Genomic DNA, 25,875 nt, shown 5'->3' on the forward strand with positions numbered 1-25,875 from the left:
CCTTGCTCCCTCTCTCGTATCGTTATCGGCCTGCGATCGGATGTTTGCCGGTCGAGGCGGTATCGGCATGGCCGGCAGGCGAACCGGCATGCACTGCTGACCACGGCGGCCGCGTGGCGGCCTGCGTCGCGATCAGCCTGTTGGCGGGGAATGTATCACAGCGGCCGTCGCGGATTTTCCGGGTTGGCGCGGTATCGCGGCGTGCACCGTCCGGTGTCGTCGCGCGGCTTTTTGCACGGTCATGCTTTTTACTGGTGAACGCCATGCGCTTTCGTCTGAGCAGATCGACGCGCGATCGGACGTGAAATTGTCGTAAAGCGACGCGTGCCCGATGCGCATTGACGCAAAACGCAGCGCGATATGCGTCGCGCTGCTACGCACAAGTCTCACGCGCGATGCCCGTCGTTGCTGGCCGTGCGCGTATTGCGCCGCCGCAATCGGGTGGTGCCGCGTGCCGCGGCCCGCCAGGCGGGGCTGGAGGCCGTGTCGTATTTGCGCAAGCGTTTGTCGTAATTCGTCGGCAGGTCGGGGTTTTTTCTGGCAACTATGTAGGCACGCTATGACAAGCGCGAGTCCCCGCTACACGAGGAGAAGGTTTCGATGGATGCCCCCAAGGTCGTGGTCGAAGGTCTGTGCAAGGTGTTTGGAAGCAACCCGCAGCAGGCGCTCGACATGCTCGCCGCCGGCGCGACGAAGGACGATGTGCTCAAGCGCACCGGTCAGGTCGTCGGCGTGCACAACGTCTCCTTCGATGTGCAGGAAGGCGAAATTTTCGTGCTGATGGGCCTGTCGGGTTCCGGCAAGTCCACGCTGATCCGCCTCGTGAACCGGCTGGTCGATCCAAGCGCCGGCAAGGTGATGATCGACGGGCTCGACGTCGCGTCGGCGCGCCGCTCGGCGCTGACCGCGCTGCGCCGCAAGGACATGAGCATGGTGTTCCAGTCGTTTGCGCTGATGCCGCATCGCTCCGTGGTGTCGAACGCTGCGTTCGGCCTGGAAGTCGCGGGCGTCAGCAAGAAGGAGCGCGAGCGCCGCGCGATGGAGGTGCTCGAGCAGGTCGGCCTCGCGCCGTTCTCGCACAAGCTGCCGTCCGAGCTGTCGGGCGGCATGCAGCAGCGCGTCGGCCTTGCCCGCGCGCTGGCCGTGAACCCGTCGCTGATGATCATGGACGAGGCGTTCTCCGCACTCGATCCGCTCAAGCGCCGCGAAATGCAGGACGTGCTGCTGCAACTGCAGAAGGAGCAGCGCCGCACGATCATGTTCGTGTCGCACGATCTGGAAGAGGCGCTGCGCATCGGCAACCGCATCGCGATCATGGAGGGCGGCCGGCTCGTGCAGGTCGGCACGCCGCAGGACATCATCACGAACCCGGCCGACGACTACGTGCGCGCGTTCTTCGACGGCGTCGACACCAGCCGCTATCTCACGGCCGGCGACCTGATGCAGACGGGTGCCGTGCCGATCGTGTCGAAGTGCGATGCCGCGAACGTCGCGGCGACGCTGAACGGCAGTGCCGACTATGCGTTCGTGCTGGATGCGCAACGCAAGATCCGCGGCTTCGTCACGCGCGATGCGATCGGTCACGCCACGCCGTCCGTGAGCCCGATCGAATCCATCCGCCGCGATGCGTCGCTCGAACATGTCGTCGCGCGTGTGGTCGCGAGCCCGAATGCACTGCCGGTCGTGGACGACGACGGCTGCTACTGCGGCTCGGTCGATCGTGCGCTCATCCTGAAGGCCATCACGCGTTCGCGAGGTTCCCATGTCTGAAATGATTCCGCTCGGTACCTGGGTCGACCAGTCCGTTCACTACCTGCTCGACCACGATGCCAAGACGTTCGACACGATCGGCCAGGCGATCGAGGGGCTCGCGGCATTCGTCGAGCACGGCCTGCAGGCGATCCCGATGTGGATGATGATGGCCATCTTCATCGGCATCGGGCTGTGGCGGGTGGGCTGGCGCTTCGCGCTGTTCACCACCGCGTCGCTGCTGCTGATCTTCGCGACGGGCTTCTGGGACCAGACGGTCATCACGCTCGGCCTCACGCTGTCGTCGACGATCATCAGCCTCGTGCTCGGCATCCCGCTCGGCATCTGGGCCGCGAAGAGCAAGTGGGTCGCCGCGATCGTGCGCCCGATCCTCGACCTGATGCAGACGATGCCCGCGTTCGTCTACCTGATTCCGGCTGCCATGCTGTTCGGTCTCGGCCGCGTGCCGGGGATCCTGTCGACGGTGATCTTCGCGATGCCGCCCGCGGTGCGCCTGACGAGCCTCGGTATCCGCCACGTGAACCGCGAGATCGTCGAAGCCGGCCAGGCCTTCGGCTGCACGCCGTGGCAACTGCTGTACAAGGTGCAGTTCCCGAATGCGCTGCCGTCGATCATGCAGGGCGTGAACCAGACGATCATGATGGCGCTGTCGATGGTGATCATCGCGTCGATGGTCGGCGCAGGCGGCCTCGGCAACGACGTGCTCGCCAGTATCCAGCGCCTCGACATCGGCCTCGGCTTTGAAAGCGGCCTGTCGGTCGTGCTGCTCGCGATCATTCTCGACCGCATCACCGAAAGCTTCGGCCGTGCGCCGGGCACCGTGAAGGCGCCGCTGTTCTCGGGTCTCAAGCAGCTGTTTCGCATGAAGGCCGCACCCGCACAGGCCTGACTTCCGGCGGCCGGAACCCCCGGCCGCTCATCCTGAATAGAGATAAACGGCCTCCGCGGCTTGCGCCGCGGGGCTGGCCCCCTGCAACCTCCTCGCCAGGAGACCGATGTGACGTCCGCCGTCGCTGTCGCGCCCGCCGCCTGCGTTTCACCGGTTTCGTCCCTCGCCCATTTCGGCTTCCTGACGCTGCCGAACTTCTCGATGATCGCGTTCTCGAGCGCCGTCGAAGTGCTTCGGATGGCGAACTACGTCGGGCGTGCCGATCACTACCAGTGGTCGATCTACTCGCTCGACGGCAGTCCGGTACACGCCAGCAACGGCATCGCGGTACGGCCCACGCAGGCGCTCGACTACACGAACCTGCCTGACGTGATGATCGTATGCGGCGGCATCCGTATCCGCGACGTGGTCGACGAAGGCGCGCGCGATACGCTCGCGGCGCTGGCCGAACGCGGGCTGCCGCTCGGCGGCATCTGCACGGGCGCGTATGCGCTGATGTCGAGCGGGCTGCTCGACGGCTATCGCTGCACCGTGCACTGGGAGAACCTGTCCGCGCTGCATGCCGAGTTTCCGCAGGTCGGTTTCGCCGACGAGCTGTTCGTCGTCGATCGCGACCGGCTGACCTGCACCGGCGGCACCGCGCCGCTCGACCTGATGCTGAACCTCGTCGGCATGCGGTTCGGCCAGCAGCTGGCCGCGCAGGTATCCGAACAGTTCATCCTGGAACGCATCCGCAGCTCGACCGACACGCAGCCGATTCCGGTCGATGCGCGCGTCGGCTTCTCGCGCGCGGAGCTGATCGAGGTCGTGCGGCTGATGGAGGCGAACATCGAGGAGCCGCTGTCGCTCGAGGAGCTCGCACGGCTCGTGCGGCTGTCGCAGCGGCACCTGCAGCGCATGTTCAAGGTGTACCTGAACGTGTCGCCGACTCACTATTACCTGACGCTGCGCCTGAAGCGCGCGCGCGACCTGCTGCGCACGACCGACGCGTCGATCGCGCGCGTGACGACGGTCTGCGGCTTTCATTCGCCCTGCCATTTCAGCAAGGCCTACCGTGCGCAGTTCGGCCACGCGCCGAGCTACGAGCGCCGGTTGCCGGGGCGCTGACCGACCCTATTCCGCGACGCCGCCGGGATCGCGGCGCGCGGCTTCAATAAACGATCCCGCATTCAAGCAAACGACATCACTTTGAGGAGAAGCAAGATGAAGCGCCTATTGATCGCAGCGGTGTGCGGGATCGGGATAACCGCGCCGATGTCGGCCGTGTATGCGGCCGATCCGCCCGTGTGCAAGAACGTGCGCTTCGCGGACGTCGGCTGGTCCGACATCGCGGCGACCACGGGCCTCGCGTCGACGATGCTGCAGGGCCTCGGCTACAGCCCGACGAAGACGATCGCATCGGTGCCGATCACGTTCGCCGGCATCAAGAGCAAGCAGATCGACGTGTTCCTCGGTTACTGGTCGCCGACGATGGATCCGATCATCCAGCCGTTCACGAAGGCCGGCCAGATCAAGGTGCTTTCGACGCCGAACCTGACAGGCGCGAAATACACGCTCGCGGTGCCCGACTACGTGTACCAGGGCGGCCTGAAGTCGTTCGCGGATATTCAAAAGTACGCGGACAAGCTGAACGGCAAGATCTACGGGATCGAACCGGGCAACGACGGCAACCTGCTGATCAAGAAGATGATCGACGGCAACCAGTTCGGCCTCGGCAAGTTCAAGATGGTCGAGTCGAGCGAGGCCGGGATGCTGGTCGAGGTGAATCGCGCGATCCGCGACAAGCAGTGGATCGTGTTCCTCGGCTGGGAACCGCATCCGATGAACGTGCAGATGAAGATTGACTACCTGAGCGGCGGCGACGACGTGTTCGGCCCGAACTACGGCGAAGCGAAGGTGCTGACGGCGACGCCGCCCGACTACTCGCAGCGCTGCCCGAACGTCGCGAAGTTCGTGTCGAACCTGCAGTTCACGACGACGATCGAGAACCACGTGATGGTGCCGATCATGAACAAGGAAGATCCGAACAAGGCGGCGGCCGAGTGGCTGAAGGCGAACCCGCAGGCGCTCGACAAGTGGCTCGCCGGCGTGACGACGCTCGACGGCAAGCCGGGCCTGCCGGCGGTGAAGGCTTATCTCGGCGTGCATTGAGCGACGTGTGCAGGGCTTCACGGTGTTGACTGGAGGCCCGACGTGCTTTTGAGCCGGCGGAAGCAGGGTACATATCCTGCTTCCGCCGGCTTTTTGCATTCGGCTTCACGTGCGGCCTGGCGGTGAGCGGTCGATGCGCTAGACTGCCCGATTCCGATCGAGGAGGCGGTCATGATCCGCAACACGCGTGATGTATCCGGATGGCGGCAGGAAGACAGCAGGCGGCTGAACGGCGCGTCCACCCGGGTCGACACGGGCGGCAGCCGGATGACGCAGCACTCCGACAGTCGCTTCGCATGAAGCGCATCGAGGAAGTGGTGCTCGCCGCCGATCTCGCGGGCACGGTGGTGTTCGCGATCGAGGGCGCCAATGCGGCGATCGGTGCCGGGCTCGACCTGTTCGGGGTCATGGTGTTGTCGCTCGTCGTCGCGCTCGGCGGCGGCGTGATCCGGGACCTGCTGATCGGCGCACGGCCGCCGAGCGCCGTGAGCGACTGGCGCTATCCGGCGCTCGCGTTCGCTTCAGGTCTGTTCGCGTTCGTGTTTCATGAGCGGGTCGCCGCGTTTTCTCCGTCGCTGCTTACGACGCTCGATGCGGCCGGCCTTGCGTTGTTCGCGGTCGCGGGCGCGGTGAAGGCGCTCGAATTCCGGGTTCACCCGTTCATTGCGACGCTGATGGGCGCGGTGACAGGTTGCGGCGGCGGCGTGGTGCGCGATGTCCTGCTCGCGCGAGTGCCGGTCGTCCTGGTCACGGATATTTATGCGAGCGCGGCGCTGCTTGGCGCGGTGTGCGTCGTGTCGTGCCGGCGGCTCGGTTGTCCGCCGATCGTCGCGGCCGTGCTGGGCGGCATCGCGTGCTTTGCGCTGCGGATGGCGGCGGTGCGCTTCGGCTGGCAATTGCCGAAAATTGCTGCCGGTGCGTGAGCGTCCGGCTCATTGCCCCTTCGTCGCAGCCGGCACGTCGAACACCCGATCGAATGCCCACTGGAAGACGAACGCGTAACCGAAGAAGAACGCGAACAGCCCGATGTCGACGACGAACGCGTCGAGCCACGAGATGTCGAGCCACCACGACACGACGGGCACCAGGATGAAGATCAGCCCGCCTTCGAATCCGGTGGCGTGCAGGATCCGCCGCCCGAGCGTGCGTGCCGGCTGCCGCCGCGACGCTTCCCAGCGCTCGAACAGCGCGTTGAAGATCATGTTCCACAGCATCGCGATCGCCGACATCGTCGCCGACAGCGCGCCCGAATAGACGAGGTCCTGCTTGAAGATCGCCGCGATCACGGGCGAGATGCAGGAAATCGCGATCGCTTCGTAGAGCACCGCCTGCGTGATCCTGCGCGATAGGCCTTGCACGTTGTTTCTCCGGTTCGACACCATGCGTCGCGGCATCGTGCCGCGACGTCCCGCAAGGCTATCCGCGTTGCACGCCCGCTGCAATTCACCTAATCTCACCCCGATTCAATCGAATTCAACCCGGCCCGATCCGGCCCGCGAGGCCCCGTGTTCTCGAAAATTCCCCTGACCGCATTGCGTGTATTCGAGTCGGCGGCACGGCTCGGCGCATTCAAGGCCGCCGCGGACGAACTGTCCGTGACGCCGGCCGCCGTGTCGCACCAGATCAAGTCGCTCGAAAGCCGGCTCGGCGTGCTGCTGTTCGAGCGCGGCGCGAGCGGTGTGCGGCTCACGGACGAAGGCGAGCGCCTGTTTCGCGCGAGTCACGATGCACTGCTCGCATTGAGCCGCGGGCTCGACTCGGTGCGGCCCGAGGCGACCGGCGAGCGCACGCTCGTGCTGACCACCACGCCCGCGTTTGCCGCGATGTGGTTGATTCCGCGCCTCGGGCGGTTTCGTCGCGTCGATCCGCAACTGCACATCAAGGTTGAAACCGGCAACACGCTCGCGGATCTCGAACGCGATGCGCGGATCGATCTCGCGATTCGCGCGACGTCGCGCACGTTTCCGGCGCTGCACGAGATTGCGCTGATCGACGAGTATTTCGGCGCGTATGCGGCCGCCGGGTTCGACGCGCATCGGACGGACGAGCCGCTCGACCTGATCGAGACGGTGTGGGATACGCCGCTGCCGGTGTCGGTCGACTGGGCGTCGTGGTGTCGGGCGGCCGGCCGCGACGCGTGGCTCGAGCGCGCGGTGTTTCGCCACTACGACGACGAGCATTACGCGTTGCAGGCGGTGCTGCATGGGCAGGGCATCGCGCTGCTCAGCTCCGTGCTGGCCGCCGAGCAGGTCGCGCATGGGGCATTGACGCCGATCGAGCCGTCGGTGCGGATCGACGGCGCGCGTTTTGTCGCGCTGTGCCGGCCCGGGCGGGAGCGCGAGCCGCGGGTCAGGTCGTTTCTCGACTGGCTCGAAGCGGAGATTGCGCAGACGCGGGAGGCGGTGGGGCGGATGGGGGGCGGGGGCTGAGCGGGAACGCGGGCCGTGCAAGCCCGCCCACACCCCTGTCAACCGAACCGCACGCAATAAACCGGCGGCAAATGCGCAGACACGAGCCGCCAGTTTTCCCCGCCATCGTCGGACGTCCACAACCCGCCGGTCGTCGATGCCATCGCGAGGCGCATGCCCGAATCGTCCACCGCGAGCCCGTGCCGATACACGAGGTCGTACGCCGGTGCGCTCGGCAATCCGTTCGAGAACTGCTCGAAACTGCGCCCGCCGTCGCGTGTGCGCGTGACGACGAACCGCCCGTCCACCGGTATCCGGCACGCGTCCTTCACGGCCGGCACGAACCACGCGGTATCCGGTTCGTGCGGGTGCACGGCCACCGCGAAGCCGAAGCTCGAATGCTGCGCCTCGATGCGTCGCCAGTGTTCGGCGCCATCGGTCGAGCGGAAGATCGCGCAGTGATGCTGCGTCCACAGCACGTCCGGGTTGGCCGCGCACTGCACGACGCGGTGCGGGTCCTGCATGTTCGGTTCACCGCGCCGCTCGGGCGGCATGTAGTCGGCTTCCATGCCGTCGGCGGTCACACGCCACGTCGCGCCGCCGTCGGCCGTCTGCCAGACGCCGCCGCACGAGATGCCGACCGTCACGTGCCGGCTGTCGCGCGGATCGACCATCACCGAATGGATGCCCGGCGCATCGTATCCGCCGCCGCCCCATTCGGCGCGCTCCGGGCGATCCCACAATGCCCGGTTGAGCACCCAGGAACCGCCGCCGTCGTCGGAGCGGAACAGCCCGCCGGGAATCGTGCCGGCCCACAGCACGCCCGGCTCGTCGGTGCCGCCGGCTTCGAGCGACCAGATCTGCTGGAGTGTCCACGGCGGCTGCGGCGGGCCGGGAGGCGCGTCGTCGTCGTCGCCGGTGCCGGCATTCACGCGGGCGCTGGTGGGGGAGGCGTCGGCGGGCTGCGGCGGATAGACGGGAACCGCGCATTCTTCCCAGTCGGCGGCACCCGCGCGCCTGCGGTGCAGCTTGACGCCGAAATGGCCGAGGTTCAGCGCCGCATACAACGTGCCGTCGCGCGGGTCGGCGAGCGCCATGCTGACCGGCTCGCCGGCGAAGTGCGGCTCACCGGGCGTCCAGCCGCCGTGGCCGTCGGGCTGCAGGACGAACAGGCCCTTGCGGGTGGCGACGAGCAGTCGATCGTTCATGTGCGTGTCTCCTGATGGCCCGACCGGGTGTTCCGGCACTGGATCGAGGCTGGGGTATCCGTCCCGTTATCCGCCCGTCAGCGCCTGCACGACATAGACCCGGCTGGCGTCGCCGAGCCCATCGGACAGGTGTTGCCGGTCGCGTATCGGCTGGCCGTCGATGAATACCGACAGGTGTTTGCGCAGCGCACCCTGGTCGTCGAGGATGTAACCGCGCAGCCGCGGCTGCTCGCCGAAAACGGTGTCGAATGCTTCGCCGACCGAGTGGGCGTCGATTTCGCGCTCGGGCGTTTCGATATGCCGCTGGATCGAGGCGGCGAAGAAGAGGTGCGCCATGGCGGTGGCTGGCAGGAGCCGCGCGGAGGGGACGGTCTGTAGTTTAGGCGATCCGTCAGGGGCGGAAAGGTGGCGTCGCGTAGTCACGGTGCGCCGGCGTGTCCGATCCGTCCCGGTCGACACGGTCAGGCGAATCGGCAACAATCCTGCCCCGATCGTCATCGCATGCCTGATTCGGCTGCAACGCCGATCGACGGTCACACGCTCTCCATTTGCCGATGAAGGAAATACTTGCCATGCCGCGATCCGCGCTGTCGATCGTCAAGCCCGCCGTCGACGATATCGTCGCGGGCCGGAAGCAGGTCGAAATCCGGTCGTGGGCGCCGCCGGCCATACCGTTGCTCGATCTCGTGCTGGTGCAGAACACGATCTTCCTGCGGCAGGACGGGCAGGAAGATCCCGACGGTATCGCGCTCGCGTGGGTCGACGTCGTGGGGGTACACGACTGGACGCCTGATGAAGCCCGCGCGCAAGGCAAGCAGTGGTGTGCCGGATACGTATGCTGGGAACTGACGAATGTGCGGGCGATCGATCCGCCGTTTCCGTGTATCGCCAGGCGTGGAATCTATGCGTTGGACGAGGATTCCGACAAGGTGTCCTGATGATTGTGCCTGCATCGGGGGCGCGTTGAGCGCCTTCACGATACAAGAGAGAGCGAGCGCGAAATGAAGGGTTACGCGGTGCGCGCCGGTTGCGTGCGCTAAACCGGAATCGATTTCCCGCGAATCCTGATCCCGAGCCGCACGACACCGATCACCGCATTCGACAACCACGTGAGCAGGCGCGGCATTCCGCGCCGGCGGATATCGAGCAGCAGCACGATCCGCACTTCGTCGCTGTCGTTCCACACCTCGTGCATGAACGTGTCGTCCCACAGCAGGAAACGCCCCTCTTCGAGCCGGTATTCGTGGCCGTCGATCTTCAGCACGGCGGCCGGCGTGCCGTCCGCGCGCTTCGGCATCGACAGCACCAGATAGCCGCGCAGGATGCCGCGAAACGGCCCGCGATGCGGCGGAATGTGTTTGCCTGGCGCGAGGAACGACAGCGATGCCGACAGCACGTCCGGCGACGCCGCGACGATCGACGCGACGGTCGGGCAGCGCGACAGGTTGCGCGGGAACGGCTGGCCGTACGCCTGCATGATGAACATCCGCCAGTCGCGTGCATCGTTGGCCGAGATGTCGTACTGCTCGCGCATGATCTCGTGAAAGCGCGGGATGCGCGGCATGTCGCGCGCCACGGCGAATGCCTCGGCCTGGATGTCGGTCCACGCACGGACGAAACGCCCGGCGTCGGGAAACGCGGCTGTATCGAGCACCGCGCCGCCGTCGAGATGGCGGTCGTACAGCGTGCGCAGCAGGCCGGCTACATAGTCGTAAGCGACGGACATGGTCGATCGAAGGGCGATCCGTAAGGGGTGACATCAGTCTGCCCGAAGCGCGACGGGCGCTGCGTTACGTCAGGTTACGCCGGCTGACGAAAGAATGACAGTTTCATGAACGTCCGTCCCGGGTGTTCCCGACGCCGGAGACGCCACGTGATCCGGGCTGCGCGACGCGCGGGAATAAACGCACACGCTCCGTCGTCATACGGGTGTAGCACGTCGTCTCGTTGACTTCTCAAGGAGTGGAACATGAACACGCATTGGCTGGTGGCCGCCGCCGTGGCGGCGATTTCTCTCGCGGGTGTCGCGACGCAAGCGTCGGCACAGGAACTGACGCGCGCGCAGGTCAGGCAGGAACTGATCGACGCCGAAAACAACGGGCTGCGCTTCGTGACCGATACGTCGTATCCGGACGTGAGCCCGCTGTTCCAGCGGCAGGCCGAACAGATGCCGCAGCAGCAGGCCGGCACGGCGGTCGGCAGCGATCCGGCTGCGTCATCCGAAGCGGGCAAGCCGGCGACGATGTCGCCGCGCCAGGGGCCTGCCGCATGCGTCGGCCCCGCGAGCTTCTGCGCGATCTATTTCGGGAGCTGACGCAGCCGCCCGCGTTCGCAGGTCACGCATTCGACGCATTCAACCAGGTTGATCGATACGGAACATTGAAGGAGTTCATGATGAAAACATATATCGTAGTACTGACGATGATCGGAGCGATCGTCGGTCAGTCAGCCTTCGCGCAATCGGCCGCACCGCTGACGCGTGCACAGGTTCGCGACGAATTGATGCGTCTGGAAGCAGCCGGGTACGACCCGGCGAAGGGAGACGAAGGCGAGTATCCGGCGGACATCCAGGCGGCGGAAGCGAAGCTTGCCGAGCAGGATCGGGCCCGGATGGCGGCTGCCGCCACGCATGCGCCTGCCGCTGGTATGCCGGCGCAAACCAGCAACTAGGTGTCGACATGATCTTGTGTGACTTCAGGCCGTCGTGTTCGCGGCACGGCAGTCCGGCAGCCCTTCGTGCCGCTCGACGCGGCAGAAGGGCGCCGGCTGCGATGCCGGTCATCGCGCGCCGCTTCGCGCGGCGTCGCGATCACCTCGCCAGCCGCGCGCGATGGGCGGGCAGGTCGATTGCGCGATGACCCGGAACGAAGACGGTATCGGCGGCAACCCGGTGCATGCGTGCGACGGCATGCCGTGCCGCCGGCGTGGCGATCACCAGGGCATCATGCGCTGCGCGACCTGATCGCGCAGCACGAAGCGGTGCGCCAGCGCGGCTGCCACGTGCAGGCAGATGCCGCCGAACAGTGCCCAGGCGAGGATGCCGTGCACGTCGCCCATCGCGTGGCCGAATCCGGAGCCGGCCGCCGACAGCGCGGGCAACGGCACGATCCCCAGCAGCGTTACGCCCCAGGCGCGCGACGACGCGTTGATCCAGCCGAGCAGCGGCACCGCGATCAGCAGCGCGTAGAGCGCGAAATGCGTGACACCCGACAGCGCGCGCATCGCGGGCGGCAGGTCGCTGGCGGGCGGACGATGCGTCACGCGCCACCACACGCGGCAAGCCATCGCGGCGAGGAGCGCGGTTCCCACGAGGAGGTGCGCGGCGATCAGGCCGATCGGCTGCGTGTCGCGATGCACGTCGGGCATCGTCCAGCCGATCGCAAATTGCGCAACGATCAGCGCGACGATCAGCCAGTGAAGAAATCGCGCAACGGTGTCATATCGGGCGGGTGTGGACATGAAGACTCCTGCGGACGACGGGGACGATATCGGTCGGGTGGATTCTACGGTCGCTTCCTTAACAAAACGTTAAGCAGGCGTCGCCACAATCGTTCTTCGCTGGACGTTCGCTTTTCCTGATCCTGACCCACGCGACCTTTCGAATCTTTCAGATCGAACCCGGTCGTCCGCACGGGAGACTCTTCACCATGGCATCTTCGACGATCGAGCGATGGCGCGCCCACCTGCTGATCGCCGCACTGGCCGGCATGTTCATTCAGTGTTTCGTGCTGGTGTCGCTGCTTGCGTGGCGCATACCCGAAGCATTTTTCACCACGATGACGTTTCGCATCTGGGTCGTCATCGCGGTCGCCACCGCGATCCTTTCGGCCCGCAAGCTTGCCGACGTCGCGTTCCGGGCCGCGGTTGCATGCGGCTACGTGCGCGTGACAGGAATCGATCGCCGCACGGTAGTCGTGTCATCTGATTGCGCGTATCGTCGCTTGGTCGTCCTTCACATCCGGCTCCACGGGAATCGATACGGCGGCGCGCACGGGTGAACCCGCGCGCGCGGCGGCTCCCGGGTGTCGTGGTCGTACGGTTCACCACTGGGGAGAAGCATGGTTTTGCTGCATGTGCTGCACGCGCTGGCCGGGGCAATGTCGATCGTCTGCGGGCTGGGCGTGTTACTGGGCATTACATACACGCTCACGGCCAGCGTGCTGGTCGGCCGGTTCTTTTCCCGGGCGGCGGCCGAGCCGCGCGATTATCCGGGCGTCACCGTCGCGAAGCCGCTGCACGGCGACGAGTGGCAACTCGTACAGCATCTCGAAAGCTTCCTCGTGCAGAATTATCCGGGGCCGGTCCAGCACCTGTTCGGCGTGCACGATGCGAACGACAAGGCCCTCGCGGCCGTCGAGACGCTGCGTGCGCGCTACCCTGACGCGAACATCAAGGTCGTTACCGATACGCGGCTGTACGGGCCGAACCGCAAGATCGCCAATCTCGTGAACATGCTCGAACACGCGGAGTATTCGGTGCTTTGTCTCGCCGACAGCGACGTGCTGGTCGAGCGCGACTATTTGCGTGCCGTCGTCGGCGCGCTGCAGCAGCCGGATGTCGGCATCGTGACAAGCGTGTATCGCGGCATCGCGTCGCCGGGCTTCTGGCCCGGTGTCGCCGTCGCGATGACGAACTACCATTTCCTTCCGGGCGTGATCACCGGGCTCTTCATCGGGCGCGCACGGCCGTGTTTCGGTCAGACGATTGCATTCACGCGCGCAACGCTCGAGCGCATCGGCGGGCTCACGCGTTTCGCGCATCACCTGGCCGAGGATCACGCGCTGGGCGAAGCGGTGCGGCAGGTAGGCGCGCAGGTCGTCATTCCGCCGTTCGTCGTCGGGCATGCGTGCGTCGAGGAGACGTTCGCGAAGCTGTATGCACACGAATTGCGCTGGAGCTGCACGATTCGCGCGGCGGACCGGCTCGGTCATGCCGGCTCGGTGCTGATGCATCCGCTGCCGCTCGCGCTGCTGGCGCTGCTGTTCTCCGGCGGCACGGCTGCCGCGTGCGGGCTGACGGTCGCGGCGCTCGCCGCACGGGCATGGCTGATGCTGAAAACGAGCCGGGCGACCGGCGCGGGCCTGCGCGGCGCGCTCTGGCTGCCGTTCGTCGATCTCCTGCAATTCTTCGTGTTCGTATCGAGCTTCTTCTCGTCGCATGTCGTGTGGCGCGGCACGCGCTTTCGCGTCGACCGCGAAGGCCTGCTGTCGCCGGCGAGCGAATCATGACGACGCAGACGAACCCCGGCGCCGATGCCGCGGAGCGGAACGCCGCGCGGGGCGACGCGCGGCTCCGCCATGTGGGCCAGGTGGCGGCGCTGGGCGGGCTCGCGCTCGCCGTGTGGCTGATCTGGCGCGAGCATCCGCTGGAAATCCTGCATCGCCTGCAGATCGCCGGCGCAGGGCTGTTGGTCGCGGCGCTGGCGCACATCCTGCCGATGCTCGCGAACGCGTGGGACTGGCGGATGCTGATCCGCGGCCCGCGCCGGCCGTCGTTCGCGACGATGCTGAAGCTCGTGTGGATCCGCGAATCGATCAACGGATTGTTGCCGGTCGCGCGGATCGGCGGCGAGATCGTGTCGTTCGGCCTGCTGCGGCAGGCGGGCGTGCGGCCGGCAACCGTCGTGGCCAGCCTCGTCGCCGACATGCAGCTGACGCTGATCAGCCAGCTGGTGTTCGCGCTGGTCGCGATCGGCTACGTGCTCGAGCATGTGTCGTCCGACGCCGCGCGCGTGGCCGGCAATCTCGCGCTCGGCATGGCCGCACTGGTGCCGGTGCTGCTGCTGTTCGCGCTGGTGCAGCATGCGCGGCCGTTCGAACGCGCGATGCGCGTGCTCAATCGCGTCACGAGCGGCAAGGTGGTGGCGCTGGTCGGCGAATCGGCGCGCACCGATCAGTCGATCCGGATGATCTGGAGAAAGACCGGCATCGTCGTGCGCTACCTCGCGATCTGGCAGACGCTGCAGTTCGTGGGCTACGCGCTGGAAATCTGGCTCGCGTTGTATTTCCTCGGCGCGGAGCCGACCTTCGCGCAGGCGCTCGCGATCGAGGCGCTGATCCAGCTCGTGAGCAGCATCGCATTCCTGATGCCGGGCGGGCTCGGCGTGCAGGAGGGCGGGTTCGTGCTGATCGGCGGGCTGCTCGGGTTCGACCCGGCGACGTGCCTCGCACTGGCCGGCGCCCGCCGCGTGCGCGACCTGCTGTTCTATCTGCCGGGCCTGCTGGCGTGGCAGTGGGCGGCCGGTTCGGCGAACCGGCCGGGGGGGACGAAACGCGCGCCGTTGCCCATCGGGGAATCCGCCCGGCCGCGCTGATGCGACCGGGCAGCCCGTGCCCGCCACGCGCGGCGGGCGGCGCGGGAATCAGCGCCGTTCGTCGGCGAGATGGCTGCGGATCACGTCCGCGAACGACGTGTCGCCTTTCAGCCCGAGCGCTTCCGCGCGCGACGTATCCCAACGGCCCGGCCAGCTGCCGACGATCTTTTCGACACGCTCGTCCGGCACATGGCGGATCAGCTTCACGACTTCGTCGCCCGCGACTTCGCGCAGCGCCGCGATCATTTCATCGACCGATACCGACAGGCCGGGTAGATTGATCACACGTTTGTTGCCGAGCTTCGCGCTGTCGATCTCGCAGCCCGCGACGAGCGCTTCGATCGCGCCGCGCGGCGACAGCAGCCACAGGCGGGTCGAGCCGGGCACCGGGCACACGCTTTCCTCGCCGTTCAGCGGCTCGCGGATGATGCCGCTGGCGAACGACGACGCGGCCGCGTTCGGGCGGCCCGGCCGCACGCTGATCGTCGGCAGCCGCAGCACGCGGCCGTCGACGAAGCCGCGCCGCGCGTAGTCGCACAGCAGCAGCTCGGCGATCGCCTTCTCGGCGCCATACGACGATTGCGGGTTCAGCGCGGTGTCGTCCTGCACGACGTCGGGCAGCGTGCCGCCATAGACCGCGACGGAGCTCGTGAACACGACGCGCGGCCGATGGCCACGCGCGCGGCACACTTCGAGCAGCGTGCGCGACGCGTCGAGATTGATCCGCATGCCGAGGTCGAAATCGGCTTCGGCCTGCCCGCTGACGATCGCCGCGAGGTGGAAGATCGCGCCGGTGTGCGTGTCGATCGCGCTGTCGAGCACCGCGCGATCGGCGATGTCGCCGACGATCGACGTCACGCGCGCGTCGCCGAAATCGCTGCCTGCGACGACGTCGAGCAGCACCAGCTCGTCGATCTTCTCGCTGCGGCCGTCGGGGCCGGTCAGTTCGCCGCGCTCGAGCAGCTTGCGCGCGAGACGCTGGCCGAGAAAGCCGGCACCGCCGGTGATCAGTACTTTCATGTTCTTCACCCTCAAAGGAATACGGGAATTACAGGTACGGCTTGACCCAGTCGAGGCCTTCCGACGTGCCGGCCTTCGGGCGGTACTCGCAGCCGATCCAGCCGTCGTAGCCGAGCGCGTCGATCAGCGCGAACAGATACGGGTAGTTGAGTTCGCCGATATCCGGCTCGTGGCGCTCGGGCACGCCCGCGATCTGGATATGGCCGATGCCCGCGAAATCGCGCTTGAGCTTCATCGCGAGATCGCCTTCGACGATCTGGCAGTGGTAGCAGTCGAACTGCACCTTCAGGTTCGGCGCACCGACTTCCGCGCAGATCGCCTGCGCGTCGTCCTGGCGGCTCAGGAAATAGCCGGGCATGTCGCGCTGGTTGATCGGCTCGATCAGGATCGTGATGCCGTGCGCGGCGGCGGCCTGCGCCGCATGCCGCAGGTTCGCCAGGTAGGTGTCGCGATGGCGGGCACGATCGGCGCCCGGCGGCACCATGCCGGCCATCACGTGCAGCTTCTTGTTGCCGAGCACGCGCGCATAGTCGAGCGCCTGGTCGATGCCGCGCCGGAATTCGTCCTCGCGGCCCGGCAGCGACGCGGTGCCGCGTTCGCCCGCGGCCCAGTCGCCGGGCGGCGCGTTGAACAGCGCCTGCTCGAGGTTGTGCGCGTCGAGGCGCGCGCGGATGTCCTCGGCGGCGAAGTCGTACGGGAACAGGTACTCGACGGCCTTGAAGCCGTCGTAGGCGGCAGCGGCGAAGCGTTCGAGGAACGCGTGCTCGGTGTACATCATCGAGAGGTTGGCGGCGAAGCGTGGCATGGCAGCGGGTCCTGTGAATGAATGGGGCGGGGCGCACGGCGCCCCGCGTCGAATGGCGGCCGGATCGGCGATTCGGCAGATCAGCGGTTCACGAGTTTCGCGGGCGTGAGCCACACGGCGATCGCGCCGATCACGAGCATCGCGGCGAGCACGTACATGCCGGACGCCGTGCTGTGCGTGGCGTCCTTCAGGTAGCCGATCACGTACGGGCTCGCGAAACCGGCGAGGTTGCCGACCGAGTTGATGATCGCGATCCCGGCTGCGGCTGCCGAGCCGGCGAGGAACGCGGTCGGCAGCGACCAGAACAGCGGGGCGCAGGTCAGCACGCCGCCCGCCGCGAGCGACAGGAACACGATCGACACCGCCGTATTGTGCGAGTACGACGCGGCGACCGCAAACCCGACCGCACCCATCAGCGCCGGCACGATCAGGTGCCAGCGGCGCTCGCGGCGCTTGTCCGCGCTGTGGCCGAACAGGTTCATCACGACGATCGCGACGAGGAACGGGATTGCGGACAGCAGGCCGATCTGCAGCGTATCGGTGATGCCGGTCGATTTGACGAGCGTCGGCATCCAGAACGTGAGGCCGTACTGGCCCGTGACGAACGCGAAGTAGATCAGCGACATCCACCACATGCGCGGGTCCGAGAACACGGCCTTCAGCGAGTGGCCGTGCTTCTGCTGTTCCTGCGGCTGTGCGGCGATCTCGTCCTCGAGCAGCTGCTTCTCGCGCTCGTCGAGCCACTTCGCGCCGCGGATGCTGTTGTCGAGATACAGGATCGTCGCGATGCCGACGAGCACGGCCGGCACGGCTTCGATCATGAACATCCATTGCCAGCCGTGGAAGCCCGAGCCGCCGTGGAAGCGCTCCATGATCCAGCCCGACAGCGGGTTGCCGAAGATGCCCGACACGGGGATCGCGGACATGAACACCGCGATGATCTTCGCGCGGCGATGCGACGGGAACCAGTACGTGAGATAGAGGATCACGCCCGGATAGAAGCCGGCTTCCGCGAGGCCGAGCAGGAAGCGCAGCACGTAGAACTGCGTCGGCGTCTGCACGAATGCGAACAGCGCGGACAGCAGGCCCCACGTGATCATGATCCGCGCGATCCAGATGCGCGCGCCGATGCGGTGCATCAGCAGGTTGCTTGGCAGTTCGAACAGAAAATAGCCAAGAAAGAAAATGCCGGCGCCGAGCCCGAACACCGTTTCGCTGAACGCGAGATCCTGCGACATCTGCAGTTTCGCGAAGCCGACGTTCACGCGGTCGAGATACGCGACCACGTAGCAGAGCATCAGGAACGGCACGATGCGCCAGAACACTTTCTTGTAGGTGCGGTCGAGCTCCGCCGATTGGGCGGGCGCGGTGGGCGAGCGGCTTGCGGCCGCGTCGAGAGCAGTCATCGTCGTCTCCAGGGATGTCGTGTGCCGGCGGCGCGTACGCCGCCGGATCGTGTGTGTGTGCTGACGGAAGGGCCCGCGCACACGGCGGGCATGGGAATCGCGGTGTTACCAGCGCGCGCCGAAGCTGGCACGCAATTCGTCGAGCGCGGCTTCGTCGAGCGGGTCGGGTTTCGGGTGCGTCATCAGCCACAGCCGCGCCGTTTCCTCGAGTTCCTCGAGCGCATACGACGCGTGCGACACCGACGGCCCCCACATCACAGGGCCGAGGCGCTCGAGCAGCACGCCGCGCACCCGGTCGGCGAGCGCCGCGACTTCGGCCGCGACGGCCGGGTCGCCGGGGCGGCGGTAGCGGATCAGCGGAATGTGGCCGACCTTCATCACGTAGTACGGCGTGATCGGCGGCAGCACGTCGGTGTCGCGCCACACGCCCGCGAGCGTCAGCGCGACGAGGTGCGTCGAATGCGTGTGGACGACGCCGTTCGCTTCGGCGTTGCGCGCGTAGATGCCGCGATGCAGCGCGAGCGTCTTCGACGGCTTGCCGCCCGATACGGGCTGGCCGTCCGCGCCGACCTTCGCGATGTCGTTCGGGTCGAGCCGGCCGAGGCACGCGTCGGTCGGCGTAATGAGCCAGCCGTCGGGCAGCCGCGCGCTGATGTTGCCGGCGCTGCCCACCGCGTGGCCGCGCGCATACAGGCTTGCGCCGACCACGCAGATCTCTTCGCGCAGTTTCGCTTCGTCGCTCATCGTGCGGCTCCGTCCAGCGCGCGCAGCGCCTTGTCGAAAAAGTCCGTGGTGCCGAAGTTGCCGGACTTCAGCGCGAGGCCGAGCGGCTGCGCGTCGATGGTGGCCGTTGCCGGCACGCCCGGATCGATCTGCGCGCCGATCTGCAGCGACTTCACGTCGAGCGCCTGCACGACCGCGCCGGACGTTTCGCCGCCGGCGACGACGAACTTGCGCACGCCGAGCTCACGCAGGCCGCTCGCGATCGCCGCGAGCGTGGCTTCGACGAGATGGCCGGCCGCGTCGACGCCGAGCGCCTGCTGCACGGCCTTCACTTCGTCGGGCGTCGCGGTCGCATAGATCAGCACGGGCTGCGGCAGGTGCGAGCGCGCGAACGCGAGCGCCTGGTCGACGACGGGTTCGCCGCGCGAGGCCGCGAGCGGATCGATGCGGAAGCTCGGCCGCGTGGCGCGCCATGCGGCGACCTGCGCGTTGGTGGCCTTCGACGCACTGCCGGCGAGCACGGCCGACAGGCCGTCGATGCGCGGCAGCGACGCCGCGTTGTCGCGCTCGGGCAGTTGCTCCGCGCGGCGGAAATTCGCGGGCAGGCCGAGCGCGATGCCCGAGCCGCCGGTGACGAGCGGCAGGCCCGCGCACGCTTCGCCGAGTACGTAGAGGTCGCGATCCGACAGCGCGTCGGCGATCGCGAAGCGCACGCCTTCCGCACGCAGCTGGTCGATCCGCGTGCGGACGGCGGCCGCGCCCAGCGCGATCGTGTCGTAGCGGATCAGGCCGACCGGCGACTGCGTCTGCCGCTGCAGCACGCGCACGAGGTTCGCATCCTTCATCGGCGTGAGCGGATGGTTCTCCATCCCCGATTCGTTCAGCAGCACGTCGCCGACGAACAGGTGGCCGCGATAGATCGTGCGGCCGTTCTCGGGGAACGCCGGGCACGCGATCGTGAAGCCGCCACCGGCCGCATCGAGCAGCGCATCGGCGACGGGCCCGATGTTGCCCGCATCGGTCGAGTCGAACGTCGAGCAGTACTTGAAGAAGAACTGCCGGCAGCCTTGCGCGCGCAGCCATGCGTATGCGGCCAGAGATTGCGCGACGGCGTCGGCTGCGGGGATCGTGCGCGACTTCAGCGCGACGACGATCGCGTCGGCGTCGAGCGCGGCGTCAGCTGCAGCGCCGTCGGCGGGCACGCCGATCGTCTGCACGGTGCGCATGCCGCTCTTGACGAGCATGTTCGCGAGATCGGTCGCGCCGGTGAAATCGTCGGCGATGCAGCCGAGCAGGGGACGGGAAGCGGAAGCGGTCATGGCAGAAGCGTCGTTCGAATCAGCGGGCGGGCGGCAGCGTGATGCCGGGGAAAGTCTTGATCACGGCGGAATCGTCCTCGCCGCCGTGGCCGGCGCTCGACGCGCTCATGAACATCTGGTGCGCGGTGGCCGACAGCGGCAGCGGGAACTTGCTGCGGCGCGCGGTATCGAGCACGAGGCCGAGATCCTTCACGAAGATGTCGACGGCCGACAGCGGCGTGTAGTCGCCGTTCAGGATGTGCGGCACGCGGTTCTCGAACATCCACGAGTTGCCGGCGCTATGCGTGATCACGTCATACAGTGCGTCCGCATCGACGCCTTCGCGCAGGCCGAGCGCCATCGCTTCGGCTGCCGCCGCGATGTGCACGCCGGCCAGCAGCTGGTTGATGATCTTCACCTTCGAGCCGATGCCGTGCGCGTCGCCGAGGCGATAGACCTTGCCGGCGATCGCGGCGAGCACGTCCTCGCAGCCCGCGTACGCGGCGGCCGGACCCGACGTCATCATCGTCATCTCGCCGGAGGCCGCGCGCGCGGCGCCGCCCGATACCGGCGCATCGAGCATCTGCAGGCCGGCGGCCTCGATGCGTGCGCCGAGCGCGACCGCGAATTCCGGTGCGACGGTCGCGCTTGCGATCACGACGCCGCCCGGCTTCATCGCCGCGACCGCACCGTGCTCGCCGAACAGCACCGTTTCGGTCTGCGCGGCATTGACGACCAGCGTGACGACGACGTCGCACTGCGCGCCGAGTTCGGCTGGCGTCGCGCACGCGATGCCGCCTTCGGCCGCGAACGCCTGCAGCACGGTGTCGCGCACGTCGCATGCGTGGACGCGCAGGCCGGCGCGCAGCAGCGAGCGGGCGACGCCGAGGCCCATCGCGCCGAGGCCGATGACTCCAACATTTCGTGACATGGTCAACCTTGATCGATTCGGGAGAGGGGCGGCACGCTGGCCGCCGGGTTCAGCAGATACCGGCTTCCGCGAGACGGCGGGCGGCGTTGTACATGTGCGTGCGCGCCGCGTTGCGTGCGGCCATCGGGTCGCGCGCGCGGATCGCATCGGCGATTGCCGCGTGTTCCTCCCGCACCTGGCGCGAGAAGTCCTCGCGCGTCGCTTCGTTGCGCCGCGTGACCTTCACGCCGGCTTCCAGGTACTGGTTCAGGAACTGCAGCGTCTTCAGGAAATACGGGTTGCCGGTGACGGCCGCGATCGTGCGGTGGAACGCGACGTCTTCCGCGACGCCGTCGCGCCCTTCGGCCACTGCATCGTCGATCTTGCGCAGCGCGTCGTCGATGTCGGCCATGTCTTCATCGGTGTGGTTCAACGCGGCTTCGGCCGCGACTTCGGCCTCGATCGCGCGGCGCACCGCGAGCAGGTGCGGCAGCGAGGTGGCTTCGACCGCTTCCGCGTAGTCGATCCGCAGCGGCCGGATCGCGCCGTGCTGGTTCACGTACACGCCGCTGCCCTGGCGCGGCTCGACCACGCCTTCGTTCTTCAGCCGCGAGATCGCCTCGCGGATCACGGTGCGGCTCACGCCGAATTCCTGCGCGAGCACGGCCTCCGTCGGCAGCTTGCCGGTGGCGGAAAAGCTGCCGACTTCGATCTGCTTGAGCAGTTGCTGCGCGACATGGTCGCTCATCGCACGGGCGGGAATTTTCTCGAACATGGTGCTCTAGCTTGTAAGGTTATGTGGTCATCATACAAATTTGGATGTGCGTCAGCATCCGGGATAACCCTCGGTTAACAGGTGGCAACGTCGATTAAATTGATTGGAACCGGTTCCAATTGACGCAAAACCGATGCGTTCGAGTGTCGATTCGCGATCGGTTGGAAAAGGGGCGGGTGCCCGTCGCCGTCAGTCGGCGACGTCTTCGACGGGGTCCGCGGCGATCGCCGCGCCGGCTTCCGCCGCTTCACCGCCCCGTTCCCGATAAGTCGCCGGCGGCACGCCGAACTGCTTGCGGAACTCGCGCCCGAGGTGCGATGCATCGGCGAACCCGCAGCTCGACGCGATATCGGCCACCGTGCGATCCGAGCTCGTCAGCAGCCACGCGGCGGTGCGCAGCCGCACCTGCTTCGCGAACGCCTGCGGGCTCTTGCCCGTTTCGGCCTTGAACAGCCGCTCGAGCTGCCGCGTCGACAAGTCGAGCTTGCTCGCGAGCTCGTCGAGCGACAGTGCGCGCCCGACATGCTGTTCCATCAGGAGAATCGCGCGCTTGACCTTCGGGTGCGTGGCCGGCTCGAGGCCCGGCGGATGCGGTTGCGGCGCATTGCCCTTCTGCATCTCGCCGACCAGCAGGATGCGCAGCGCCTTCTGCACGGTTGCGTGATCGAAATGGCGCAGCAGGATCGCGGCGGCGACGTCGATCGACGCCCGGCCGCCCGAACAGGTGATGCGGCGCCGGTCGATCACGAACAGCCTGTCGGCGATCAGCAGGTCGGGATCGGCAGCCGGAAAGCGCTCGATGAAATCCCAGTAATGGAACCAGCTCACGCAGGTGCGGTGCCCGTCGAGCACGCCCGCGCGCATCAGCGTGAACACGCCCGTGCAGATGCCGACGACCGTCGCACCGTCGGCCGCCGAGCGGCGGATGAAGTCGAGCGTCTCGGGGCCCGCCTGCGGGCCCGAATGCAGCAACCCGCCGACCACCACCACATAGTCGAACGGCTCGGCCGCGTCGAGCGTCTCCCACGGCGTGATCTGGATCCCGCAGCTCGCGCGCACCGGCGCGAGGGTCTCCCCGATCACGCTCCATGCGCAGCGCACGGGCTTGCTGTAGTCGCCGTCGTCCGCCGACAGCCGCAGCATGTCGACGAAGCCCGAGAAGGCCGTCAGCGTGAAGTTCGGCAGCAGCACGATGCCGAAGCGGATACGCCGCGGCGCGGGTTCTGCGAGGGGGGAAGCGGGTGCGTCAGGTGTCATCGCGGCCAATCTCTTCACGCCGGGCAGGCGGTCTCACTCAGTCTGTTGATACGGGTACGGCAGTCGGGCGCGGATGCAGCCAGCGTCGCCGATCGGTTCCGGCCCGACTTGTGGTTTTCCGTCGCCAACCATCGCCAAAACGCACTTTCGGGGCCGCCGAAGTGGCGCTTGGCGGCGCTATCCCACGTCGATGCCGTTTTTGTTCTATCGGCCGATTTTACGCTTTGATGTACTGGCGCCAACGTCATTTCACGTGTGTCCCACCCAGAGGAAGCCAGATGAACGTCAGCGTCTTCGACCTGTTCAAGATCGGCATCGGCCCGTCCAGTTCGCATACGGTCGGCCCGATGATCGCCGCGTGCCGCTTCGCGTCGCACGTGGAGGACGCGAACCTGCTCGGTTTCGCGCGCCGCGTGCGGGTCGAACTATACGGCTCGCTCGGCGCGACCGGCAAGGGTCACGGCACCGACAAGGCCGTGCTGCTCGGTCTCGAGGGCCATCTGCCCGACACGATCGATCCGGACCTGATCGAGCCGCGCCTCGCCGCGATCCGCGCGGAGAAATCGCTGTCGCTGCTCGGCAAGCAGACCGTCCGCTTCGAGGAAAAGGAGCACATCGGCTTCTATCGCAAGCTGATGAGCGGCACGAGCATCGTGCACCCGAACGGCATGCGCTTCCAGGCCTTCGACGAGCACGGCCAGCTGCTCGTCGAGAAAGAGTATTACTCGGTCGGCGGCGGCTTCGTCGTGAACCGCGACGGCGATCGCGTGAACGGCGTGCGCGCGGCGGTCGAGGTGCCGTATCCGTTCCGCACCGGCGACGACCTGATGCGCCAGTGCCGCGAGCACGGGCTGTCGATCGCCGAGCTGATGATGCGCAACGAATGCGCGCTGCGTCCCGCCGACGAAGTGCGCGCCGGGCTGCTCGCGATCTGGCGCACGATGGCCGCCTGCGTCGAGCGCGGTTGCAAGGTCGAAGGCGACCTGCCGGGCCCGATGCGCGTGAAGCGCCGCGCGGCCGAGCTGAACAACCGCCTGCGCGAGCGCTCGGAAGAGTCGCTGCGCGACCCGCTGTCGATGCTCGACTGGGTCAACCTGTATGCAATGGCCGTCAACGAGGAGAACGCCGCCGGCGGCCGCGTCGTCACCGCGCCGACCAACGGCGCGGCCGGCGTGATCCCCGCGGTGCTGCACTACTACGTGAAGTTCGTGCCGGGCTCGAACGAAGCCGGCATCGTCGAATTCCTGATGACGGCCGCGGCGATCGGGATCATCTACAAGGAAACCGCGTCGATCTCCGGTGCTGAAGTGGGCTGCCAGGGCGAAGTGGGCGTCGCGTGCTCGATGGCTGCTGCCGCACTTGCCGCCGTGATGGGCGGCACGCCGGACCAGGTCGAGAACGCGGCCGAGATCGGCATGGAGCACAACCTCGGGATGACCTGCGACCCGGTCGGCGGGCTCGTGCAGATCCCGTGCATCGAGCGCAACGCGATGGGTGCGATCAAGGCGCTGAACGCGTCGCGCATGGCGCTGAAGGGCAATGGCCAGCACTACGTGTCGCTCGATTCGGTCATCAAGACGATGCGCGAGACGGGCGCCGACATGAAGACGAAATACAAGGAAACGTCGCGCGGCGGTCTGGCCGTGAACGTCATCGAATGCTAAACGAAGGATCACTCACATGAGCCGCTACTCGATATTCAGCCTGTTCCGCAACGGCCTCTCGTATCACGAGAACTGGGAAAAGCAGTGGAAGAGCCCGGAACCGAAGAAGGAATACGACGTCGTGATCGTCGGCGGCGGCGGCCACGGCCTCGCGACCGCGTACTACCTCGCGAAAGAGCATGGCATCACGAACGTCGCGATTCTCGAGAAGGGCTGGATCGGCGGCGGCAACACCGCGCGCAACACGACGATCGTGCGCTCGAACTATCTGTGGGACGAATCGGCCGCGCTGTACGAGAAGGCGATGAAGCTGTGGGAAGGGCTGTCGCAGGACCTGAACTACAACGTGATGTTCAGCCAGCGCGGCGTGATGAACCTGGCCCACACGCTGCAGGACGTGCGTGACACCGAGCGCCGCGTGAACGCGAACCGGCTGAACGGCGTCGACGCCGAATTCCTGACGCCCGCGCAGATCAAGGAAATCGAGCCGACCATCAACCTGAACAGCCGCTACCCGGTGCTCGGCGCATCGATCCAGCGCCGCGCGGGCGTCGCGCGTCACGATGCGGTGGCCTGGGGCTTCGCGCGCGGCGCCGATCGCGCGGGCGTCGACATCATCCAGAACTGCCAGGTGACGGGCATTCGCCGCGAAGGCGGCGCGGTGGTCGGCGTCGATACGGTGAAGGGCTTCATCAAGGCGAAGAAGGTCGCGGTGGTTGCGGCCGGCAACACGACGACGCTCGCCGACATGGCCGGCGTGCGCCTGCCGATCGAAAGCCACCCGCTGCAGGCGCTGGTGTCCGAGCCGATCAAGCCGGTCGTCAACTCGGTGATCATGTCGAACGCGGTGCACGCGTACATCAGCCAGTCCGACAAGGGCGACCTCGTGATCGGCGCCGGTATCGACCAGTACACGGGCTTCGGCCAGCGCGGCAGCTTCCACATCATCGAAAGCACGCTGCAGGCGATCGTCGAGATGTTCCCGGTGTTCTCGCGCGTGCGGATGAACCGCCAGTGGGGCGGCATCGTCGACGTGTCGCCGGACGCGTGCCCGATCATCACCAAGACCGACGTGAAGGGCCTCTATTTCAACTGCGGCTGGGGCACCGGCGGCTTCAAGGCGACGCCCGGCTCGGGCTGGGTGTTCGCGCACACGATCGCCCGCGACGAACCGCATCCGCTGAACGCGCCGTTCGCGCTCGACCGTTTCTACACGGGCCACCTGATCGACGAGCACGGCGCTGCCGCCGTCGCGCACTGACCGCTACCGCACAGACA

At 67.2% G+C, this 25,875-nt stretch carries 29 protein-coding genes; 15 read left to right on the forward strand and 14 right to left on the reverse strand.

Annotated elements, in window-relative coordinates; genetic code table 11:
• Positions 1-22 precede the first annotated feature (22 nt).
• Positions 23-265 carry a hypothetical protein gene (locus BDI24065_RS00495; protein ID WP_175029521.1) on the reverse strand — a complete coding sequence of 81 codons (243 nt, stop codon included), beginning with the start codon at positions 263-265 and terminating at the stop codon, positions 23-25.
• 335 nt (positions 266-600) lie between these two features.
• Between BDI24065_RS00495 and BDI24065_RS00500 the strand changes: the two genes are divergently transcribed.
• From BDI24065_RS00500 to BDI24065_RS00520, 6 genes are all read left to right on the forward strand, one after another.
• Positions 601-1,770: a quaternary amine ABC transporter ATP-binding protein gene (locus BDI24065_RS00500; protein ID WP_438819991.1), complete on the forward strand. Its 1,170-nt coding sequence runs from the start codon at positions 601-603 to the stop codon at positions 1,768-1,770.
• Positions 1,763-2,659 carry a choline ABC transporter permease subunit gene (gene choW / locus BDI24065_RS00505; protein ID WP_175029522.1) on the forward strand — a complete coding sequence of 299 codons (897 nt, stop codon included), beginning with the start codon at positions 1,763-1,765 and terminating at the stop codon, positions 2,657-2,659. The genes BDI24065_RS00500 and choW overlap by 8 nt, the downstream gene beginning before the upstream one ends.
• Before the next feature lie 108 nt (positions 2,660-2,767).
• The gene (locus BDI24065_RS00510; protein WP_011354068.1) at positions 2,768-3,766 is read left to right on the forward strand and encodes a GlxA family transcriptional regulator; all 999 of its coding nucleotides are present in this window, start codon (positions 2,768-2,770) and stop codon (positions 3,764-3,766) included.
• Between the two features lie 96 nt (positions 3,767-3,862).
• Positions 3,863-4,810, forward strand: a complete 948-nt coding sequence (locus BDI24065_RS00515; protein WP_175029523.1) for a choline ABC transporter substrate-binding protein — start codon at positions 3,863-3,865, stop codon at positions 4,808-4,810.
• A gap of 171 nt (positions 4,811-4,981) precedes the next feature.
• On the forward strand, positions 4,982-5,110 hold the full coding sequence (locus tag BDI24065_RS41340) for a hypothetical protein (RefSeq protein WP_302479445.1): 129 nt from the start codon (positions 4,982-4,984) through the stop codon (positions 5,108-5,110).
• Positions 5,107-5,733, forward strand: a complete 627-nt coding sequence (locus tag BDI24065_RS00520; protein WP_175029524.1) for a trimeric intracellular cation channel family protein — start codon at positions 5,107-5,109, stop codon at positions 5,731-5,733. The genes BDI24065_RS41340 and BDI24065_RS00520 overlap by 4 nt, the downstream gene beginning before the upstream one ends.
• A 9-nt stretch (positions 5,734-5,742) precedes the next feature.
• On the opposite strand, the gene BDI24065_RS00525 is transcribed toward BDI24065_RS00520, so the two are convergent.
• Positions 5,743-6,168 (reverse strand): PACE efflux transporter, encoded by a 426-nt coding sequence (locus tag BDI24065_RS00525; protein WP_175029525.1) that lies wholly within the window; start codon positions 6,166-6,168, stop codon positions 5,743-5,745.
• A 147-nt stretch (positions 6,169-6,315) separates the two neighbouring features.
• Between BDI24065_RS00525 and BDI24065_RS00530 the strand changes: the two genes are divergently transcribed.
• Positions 6,316-7,239: a LysR substrate-binding domain-containing protein gene (locus BDI24065_RS00530; protein WP_175029526.1), complete on the forward strand. Its 924-nt coding sequence runs from the start codon at positions 6,316-6,318 to the stop codon at positions 7,237-7,239.
• Positions 7,240-7,277: 38 nt separating this feature from the next.
• Here BDI24065_RS00530 and BDI24065_RS00535 read toward each other — a convergent pair whose 3' ends face one another.
• Both BDI24065_RS00535 and BDI24065_RS00540 read right to left on the reverse strand, forming a co-directional pair.
• Positions 7,278-8,426 carry a WD40/YVTN/BNR-like repeat-containing protein gene (locus BDI24065_RS00535; protein WP_175029527.1) on the reverse strand — a complete coding sequence of 383 codons (1,149 nt, stop codon included), beginning with the start codon at positions 8,424-8,426 and terminating at the stop codon, positions 7,278-7,280.
• Positions 8,427-8,492: 66 nt separating this feature from the next.
• The gene (locus BDI24065_RS00540) at positions 8,493-8,762 is read right to left on the reverse strand and encodes a MoaD/ThiS family protein (RefSeq protein ID WP_175029707.1); all 270 of its coding nucleotides are present in this window, start codon (positions 8,760-8,762) and stop codon (positions 8,493-8,495) included.
• 236 nt (positions 8,763-8,998) lie between these two features.
• On the opposite strand from BDI24065_RS00540, the gene BDI24065_RS00545 reads away from it, so the two are divergent.
• Positions 8,999-9,364 carry an ASCH domain-containing protein gene (locus BDI24065_RS00545; protein WP_175029528.1) on the forward strand — a complete coding sequence of 122 codons (366 nt, stop codon included), beginning with the start codon at positions 8,999-9,001 and terminating at the stop codon, positions 9,362-9,364.
• Between the two features lie 98 nt (positions 9,365-9,462).
• On the opposite strand, the gene BDI24065_RS00550 is transcribed toward BDI24065_RS00545, so the two are convergent.
• Positions 9,463-10,152, reverse strand: a complete 690-nt coding sequence (locus BDI24065_RS00550) for an aspartyl/asparaginyl beta-hydroxylase domain-containing protein (protein WP_175029529.1) — start codon at positions 10,150-10,152, stop codon at positions 9,463-9,465.
• A 243-nt stretch (positions 10,153-10,395) separates the two neighbouring features.
• Here BDI24065_RS00550 and BDI24065_RS00555 point away from each other — a divergent pair, with 243 nt between their 5' ends.
• Together BDI24065_RS00555 and BDI24065_RS00560 are read left to right on the forward strand one after the other, a co-directional pair.
• Positions 10,396-10,740: a DUF4148 domain-containing protein gene (locus tag BDI24065_RS00555; RefSeq protein WP_175029530.1), complete on the forward strand. Its 345-nt coding sequence runs from the start codon at positions 10,396-10,398 to the stop codon at positions 10,738-10,740.
• An 80-nt stretch (positions 10,741-10,820) separates the two neighbouring features.
• Positions 10,821-11,096, forward strand: a complete 276-nt coding sequence (locus BDI24065_RS00560) for a DUF4148 domain-containing protein (protein ID WP_175029708.1) — start codon at positions 10,821-10,823, stop codon at positions 11,094-11,096.
• Between the two features lie 261 nt (positions 11,097-11,357).
• On the opposite strand, the gene BDI24065_RS00565 is transcribed toward BDI24065_RS00560, so the two are convergent.
• Complete coding sequence (locus BDI24065_RS00565; RefSeq protein ID WP_175029531.1) at positions 11,358-11,885, reverse strand: cytochrome b; 528 nt, start codon at positions 11,883-11,885, stop codon at positions 11,358-11,360.
• 188 nt (positions 11,886-12,073) lie between these two features.
• Between BDI24065_RS00565 and BDI24065_RS00570 the strand changes: the two genes are divergently transcribed.
• Genes BDI24065_RS00570 through BDI24065_RS00580 form a run of 3 tightly spaced genes read left to right on the forward strand, consistent with a single transcriptional unit; the run spans position 12,074 to position 14,739 of the window.
• Entirely contained in the window at positions 12,074-12,424 is a 351-nt protein-coding gene (locus tag BDI24065_RS00570; RefSeq protein ID WP_175029532.1) for a hypothetical protein, read from the forward strand.
• A 60-nt stretch (positions 12,425-12,484) separates the two neighbouring features.
• Positions 12,485-13,654, forward strand: a complete 1,170-nt coding sequence (hpnI, locus tag BDI24065_RS00575) for a bacteriohopanetetrol glucosamine biosynthesis glycosyltransferase HpnI (RefSeq protein ID WP_175029533.1) — start codon at positions 12,485-12,487, stop codon at positions 13,652-13,654.
• The gene (locus tag BDI24065_RS00580) at positions 13,651-14,739 is read left to right on the forward strand and encodes a lysylphosphatidylglycerol synthase domain-containing protein (protein WP_175029534.1); all 1,089 of its coding nucleotides are present in this window, start codon (positions 13,651-13,653) and stop codon (positions 14,737-14,739) included. The genes hpnI and BDI24065_RS00580 overlap by 4 nt, the downstream gene beginning before the upstream one ends.
• 48 nt (positions 14,740-14,787) lie before the next feature.
• Here the strand turns inward: BDI24065_RS00580 and denD are convergent, their stop codons facing one another.
• The 8 genes from denD to BDI24065_RS00620 form a co-directional block, all read right to left on the reverse strand.
• Positions 14,788-15,759, reverse strand: a complete 972-nt coding sequence (gene denD, locus BDI24065_RS00585) for a D-erythronate dehydrogenase (RefSeq protein ID WP_175029535.1) — start codon at positions 15,757-15,759, stop codon at positions 14,788-14,790.
• Between the two features lie 28 nt (positions 15,760-15,787).
• The gene (gene otnI, locus BDI24065_RS00590; RefSeq protein WP_175029536.1) at positions 15,788-16,564 is read right to left on the reverse strand and encodes a 2-oxo-tetronate isomerase; all 777 of its coding nucleotides are present in this window, start codon (positions 16,562-16,564) and stop codon (positions 15,788-15,790) included.
• Positions 16,565-16,644: 80 nt separating this feature from the next.
• Positions 16,645-17,970 carry an MFS transporter gene (locus BDI24065_RS00595; protein ID WP_175029537.1) on the reverse strand — a complete coding sequence of 442 codons (1,326 nt, stop codon included), beginning with the start codon at positions 17,968-17,970 and terminating at the stop codon, positions 16,645-16,647.
• A 105-nt stretch (positions 17,971-18,075) separates the two neighbouring features.
• Complete coding sequence (gene otnC, locus BDI24065_RS00600) at positions 18,076-18,714, reverse strand: 3-oxo-tetronate 4-phosphate decarboxylase (protein ID WP_175029538.1); 639 nt, start codon at positions 18,712-18,714, stop codon at positions 18,076-18,078.
• Positions 18,711-20,012: a 3-oxo-tetronate kinase gene (gene otnK / locus BDI24065_RS00605; protein ID WP_175029539.1), complete on the reverse strand. Its 1,302-nt coding sequence runs from the start codon at positions 20,010-20,012 to the stop codon at positions 18,711-18,713. The genes otnC and otnK overlap by 4 nt, the downstream gene beginning before the upstream one ends.
• A gap of 19 nt (positions 20,013-20,031) precedes the next feature.
• Entirely contained in the window at positions 20,032-20,922 is an 891-nt protein-coding gene (gene ltnD / locus BDI24065_RS00610; RefSeq protein WP_006489132.1) for an L-threonate dehydrogenase, read from the reverse strand.
• Between the two features lie 49 nt (positions 20,923-20,971).
• Positions 20,972-21,676: a FadR/GntR family transcriptional regulator gene (locus tag BDI24065_RS00615; RefSeq protein ID WP_011354089.1), complete on the reverse strand. Its 705-nt coding sequence runs from the start codon at positions 21,674-21,676 to the stop codon at positions 20,972-20,974.
• 189 nt (positions 21,677-21,865) lie between these two features.
• Entirely contained in the window at positions 21,866-22,933 is a 1,068-nt protein-coding gene (locus tag BDI24065_RS00620) for a GlxA family transcriptional regulator (protein ID WP_175029540.1), read from the reverse strand.
• 278 nt (positions 22,934-23,211) lie between these two features.
• Here BDI24065_RS00620 and BDI24065_RS00625 point away from each other — a divergent pair, with 278 nt between their 5' ends.
• Entirely contained in the window at positions 23,212-24,597 is a 1,386-nt protein-coding gene (locus BDI24065_RS00625; RefSeq protein WP_175029541.1) for an L-serine ammonia-lyase, read from the forward strand.
• A gap of 16 nt (positions 24,598-24,613) precedes the next feature.
• The gene (locus tag BDI24065_RS00630; protein WP_006480591.1) at positions 24,614-25,858 is read left to right on the forward strand and encodes a sarcosine oxidase subunit beta family protein; all 1,245 of its coding nucleotides are present in this window, start codon (positions 24,614-24,616) and stop codon (positions 25,856-25,858) included.
• Positions 25,859-25,875: the final 17 nt, after the last annotated feature.

Origin of the sequence: Burkholderia lata (assembly GCF_902499025.1) — a bacterium.
In the GTDB taxonomy this organism is placed as follows: Bacteria; Pseudomonadota; Gammaproteobacteria; order Burkholderiales; family Burkholderiaceae; genus Burkholderia; species Burkholderia lata_C.

Coding starts and splice junctions, on each gene's coding strand:
- otnI (WP_175029536.1), bottom strand. CDS start 16,564: ATGCCACGCTTCGCCGCCAACCTCTCGATGATGTACACCGAGCACGCG.
- BDI24065_RS00560 (WP_175029708.1), top strand. CDS start 10,821: ATGAAAACATATATCGTAGTACTGACGATGATCGGAGCGATCGTCGGT.
- BDI24065_RS41340 (WP_302479445.1), top strand. CDS start 4,982: ATGATCCGCAACACGCGTGATGTATCCGGATGGCGGCAGGAAGACAGC.
- BDI24065_RS00620 (WP_175029540.1), bottom strand. CDS start 22,933: ATGACACCTGACGCACCCGCTTCCCCCCTCGCAGAACCCGCGCCGCGG.
- BDI24065_RS00565 (WP_175029531.1), bottom strand. CDS start 11,885: ATGTCCACACCCGCCCGATATGACACCGTTGCGCGATTTCTTCACTGG.
- denD (WP_175029535.1), bottom strand. CDS start 15,759: ATGAAAGTACTGATCACCGGCGGTGCCGGCTTTCTCGGCCAGCGTCTC.
- BDI24065_RS00520 (WP_175029524.1), top strand. CDS start 5,107: ATGAAGCGCATCGAGGAAGTGGTGCTCGCCGCCGATCTCGCGGGCACG.
- BDI24065_RS00545 (WP_175029528.1), top strand. CDS start 8,999: ATGCCGCGATCCGCGCTGTCGATCGTCAAGCCCGCCGTCGACGATATC.
- BDI24065_RS00540 (WP_175029707.1), bottom strand. CDS start 8,762: ATGGCGCACCTCTTCTTCGCCGCCTCGATCCAGCGGCATATCGAAACG.
- BDI24065_RS00500 (WP_438819991.1), top strand. CDS start 601: ATGGATGCCCCCAAGGTCGTGGTCGAAGGTCTGTGCAAGGTGTTTGGA.
- BDI24065_RS00595 (WP_175029537.1), bottom strand. CDS start 17,970: ATGACTGCTCTCGACGCGGCCGCAAGCCGCTCGCCCACCGCGCCCGCC.
- BDI24065_RS00615 (WP_011354089.1), bottom strand. CDS start 21,676: ATGTTCGAGAAAATTCCCGCCCGTGCGATGAGCGACCATGTCGCGCAG.
- BDI24065_RS00515 (WP_175029523.1), top strand. CDS start 3,863: ATGAAGCGCCTATTGATCGCAGCGGTGTGCGGGATCGGGATAACCGCG.
- BDI24065_RS00535 (WP_175029527.1), bottom strand. CDS start 8,426: ATGAACGATCGACTGCTCGTCGCCACCCGCAAGGGCCTGTTCGTCCTG.
- choW (WP_175029522.1), top strand. CDS start 1,763: ATGTCTGAAATGATTCCGCTCGGTACCTGGGTCGACCAGTCCGTTCAC.
- ltnD (WP_006489132.1), bottom strand. CDS start 20,922: ATGTCACGAAATGTTGGAGTCATCGGCCTCGGCGCGATGGGCCTCGGC.
- BDI24065_RS00495 (WP_175029521.1), bottom strand. CDS start 265: ATGGCGTTCACCAGTAAAAAGCATGACCGTGCAAAAAGCCGCGCGACG.
- otnC (WP_175029538.1), bottom strand. CDS start 18,714: ATGAGCGACGAAGCGAAACTGCGCGAAGAGATCTGCGTGGTCGGCGCA.
- BDI24065_RS00555 (WP_175029530.1), top strand. CDS start 10,396: ATGAACACGCATTGGCTGGTGGCCGCCGCCGTGGCGGCGATTTCTCTC.
- BDI24065_RS00625 (WP_175029541.1), top strand. CDS start 23,212: ATGAACGTCAGCGTCTTCGACCTGTTCAAGATCGGCATCGGCCCGTCC.
- BDI24065_RS00580 (WP_175029534.1), top strand. CDS start 13,651: ATGACGACGCAGACGAACCCCGGCGCCGATGCCGCGGAGCGGAACGCC.
- hpnI (WP_175029533.1), top strand. CDS start 12,485: ATGGTTTTGCTGCATGTGCTGCACGCGCTGGCCGGGGCAATGTCGATC.
- otnK (WP_175029539.1), bottom strand. CDS start 20,012: ATGACCGCTTCCGCTTCCCGTCCCCTGCTCGGCTGCATCGCCGACGAT.
- BDI24065_RS00570 (WP_175029532.1), top strand. CDS start 12,074: ATGGCATCTTCGACGATCGAGCGATGGCGCGCCCACCTGCTGATCGCC.
- BDI24065_RS00630 (WP_006480591.1), top strand. CDS start 24,614: ATGAGCCGCTACTCGATATTCAGCCTGTTCCGCAACGGCCTCTCGTAT.
- BDI24065_RS00550 (WP_175029529.1), bottom strand. CDS start 10,152: ATGTCCGTCGCTTACGACTATGTAGCCGGCCTGCTGCGCACGCTGTAC.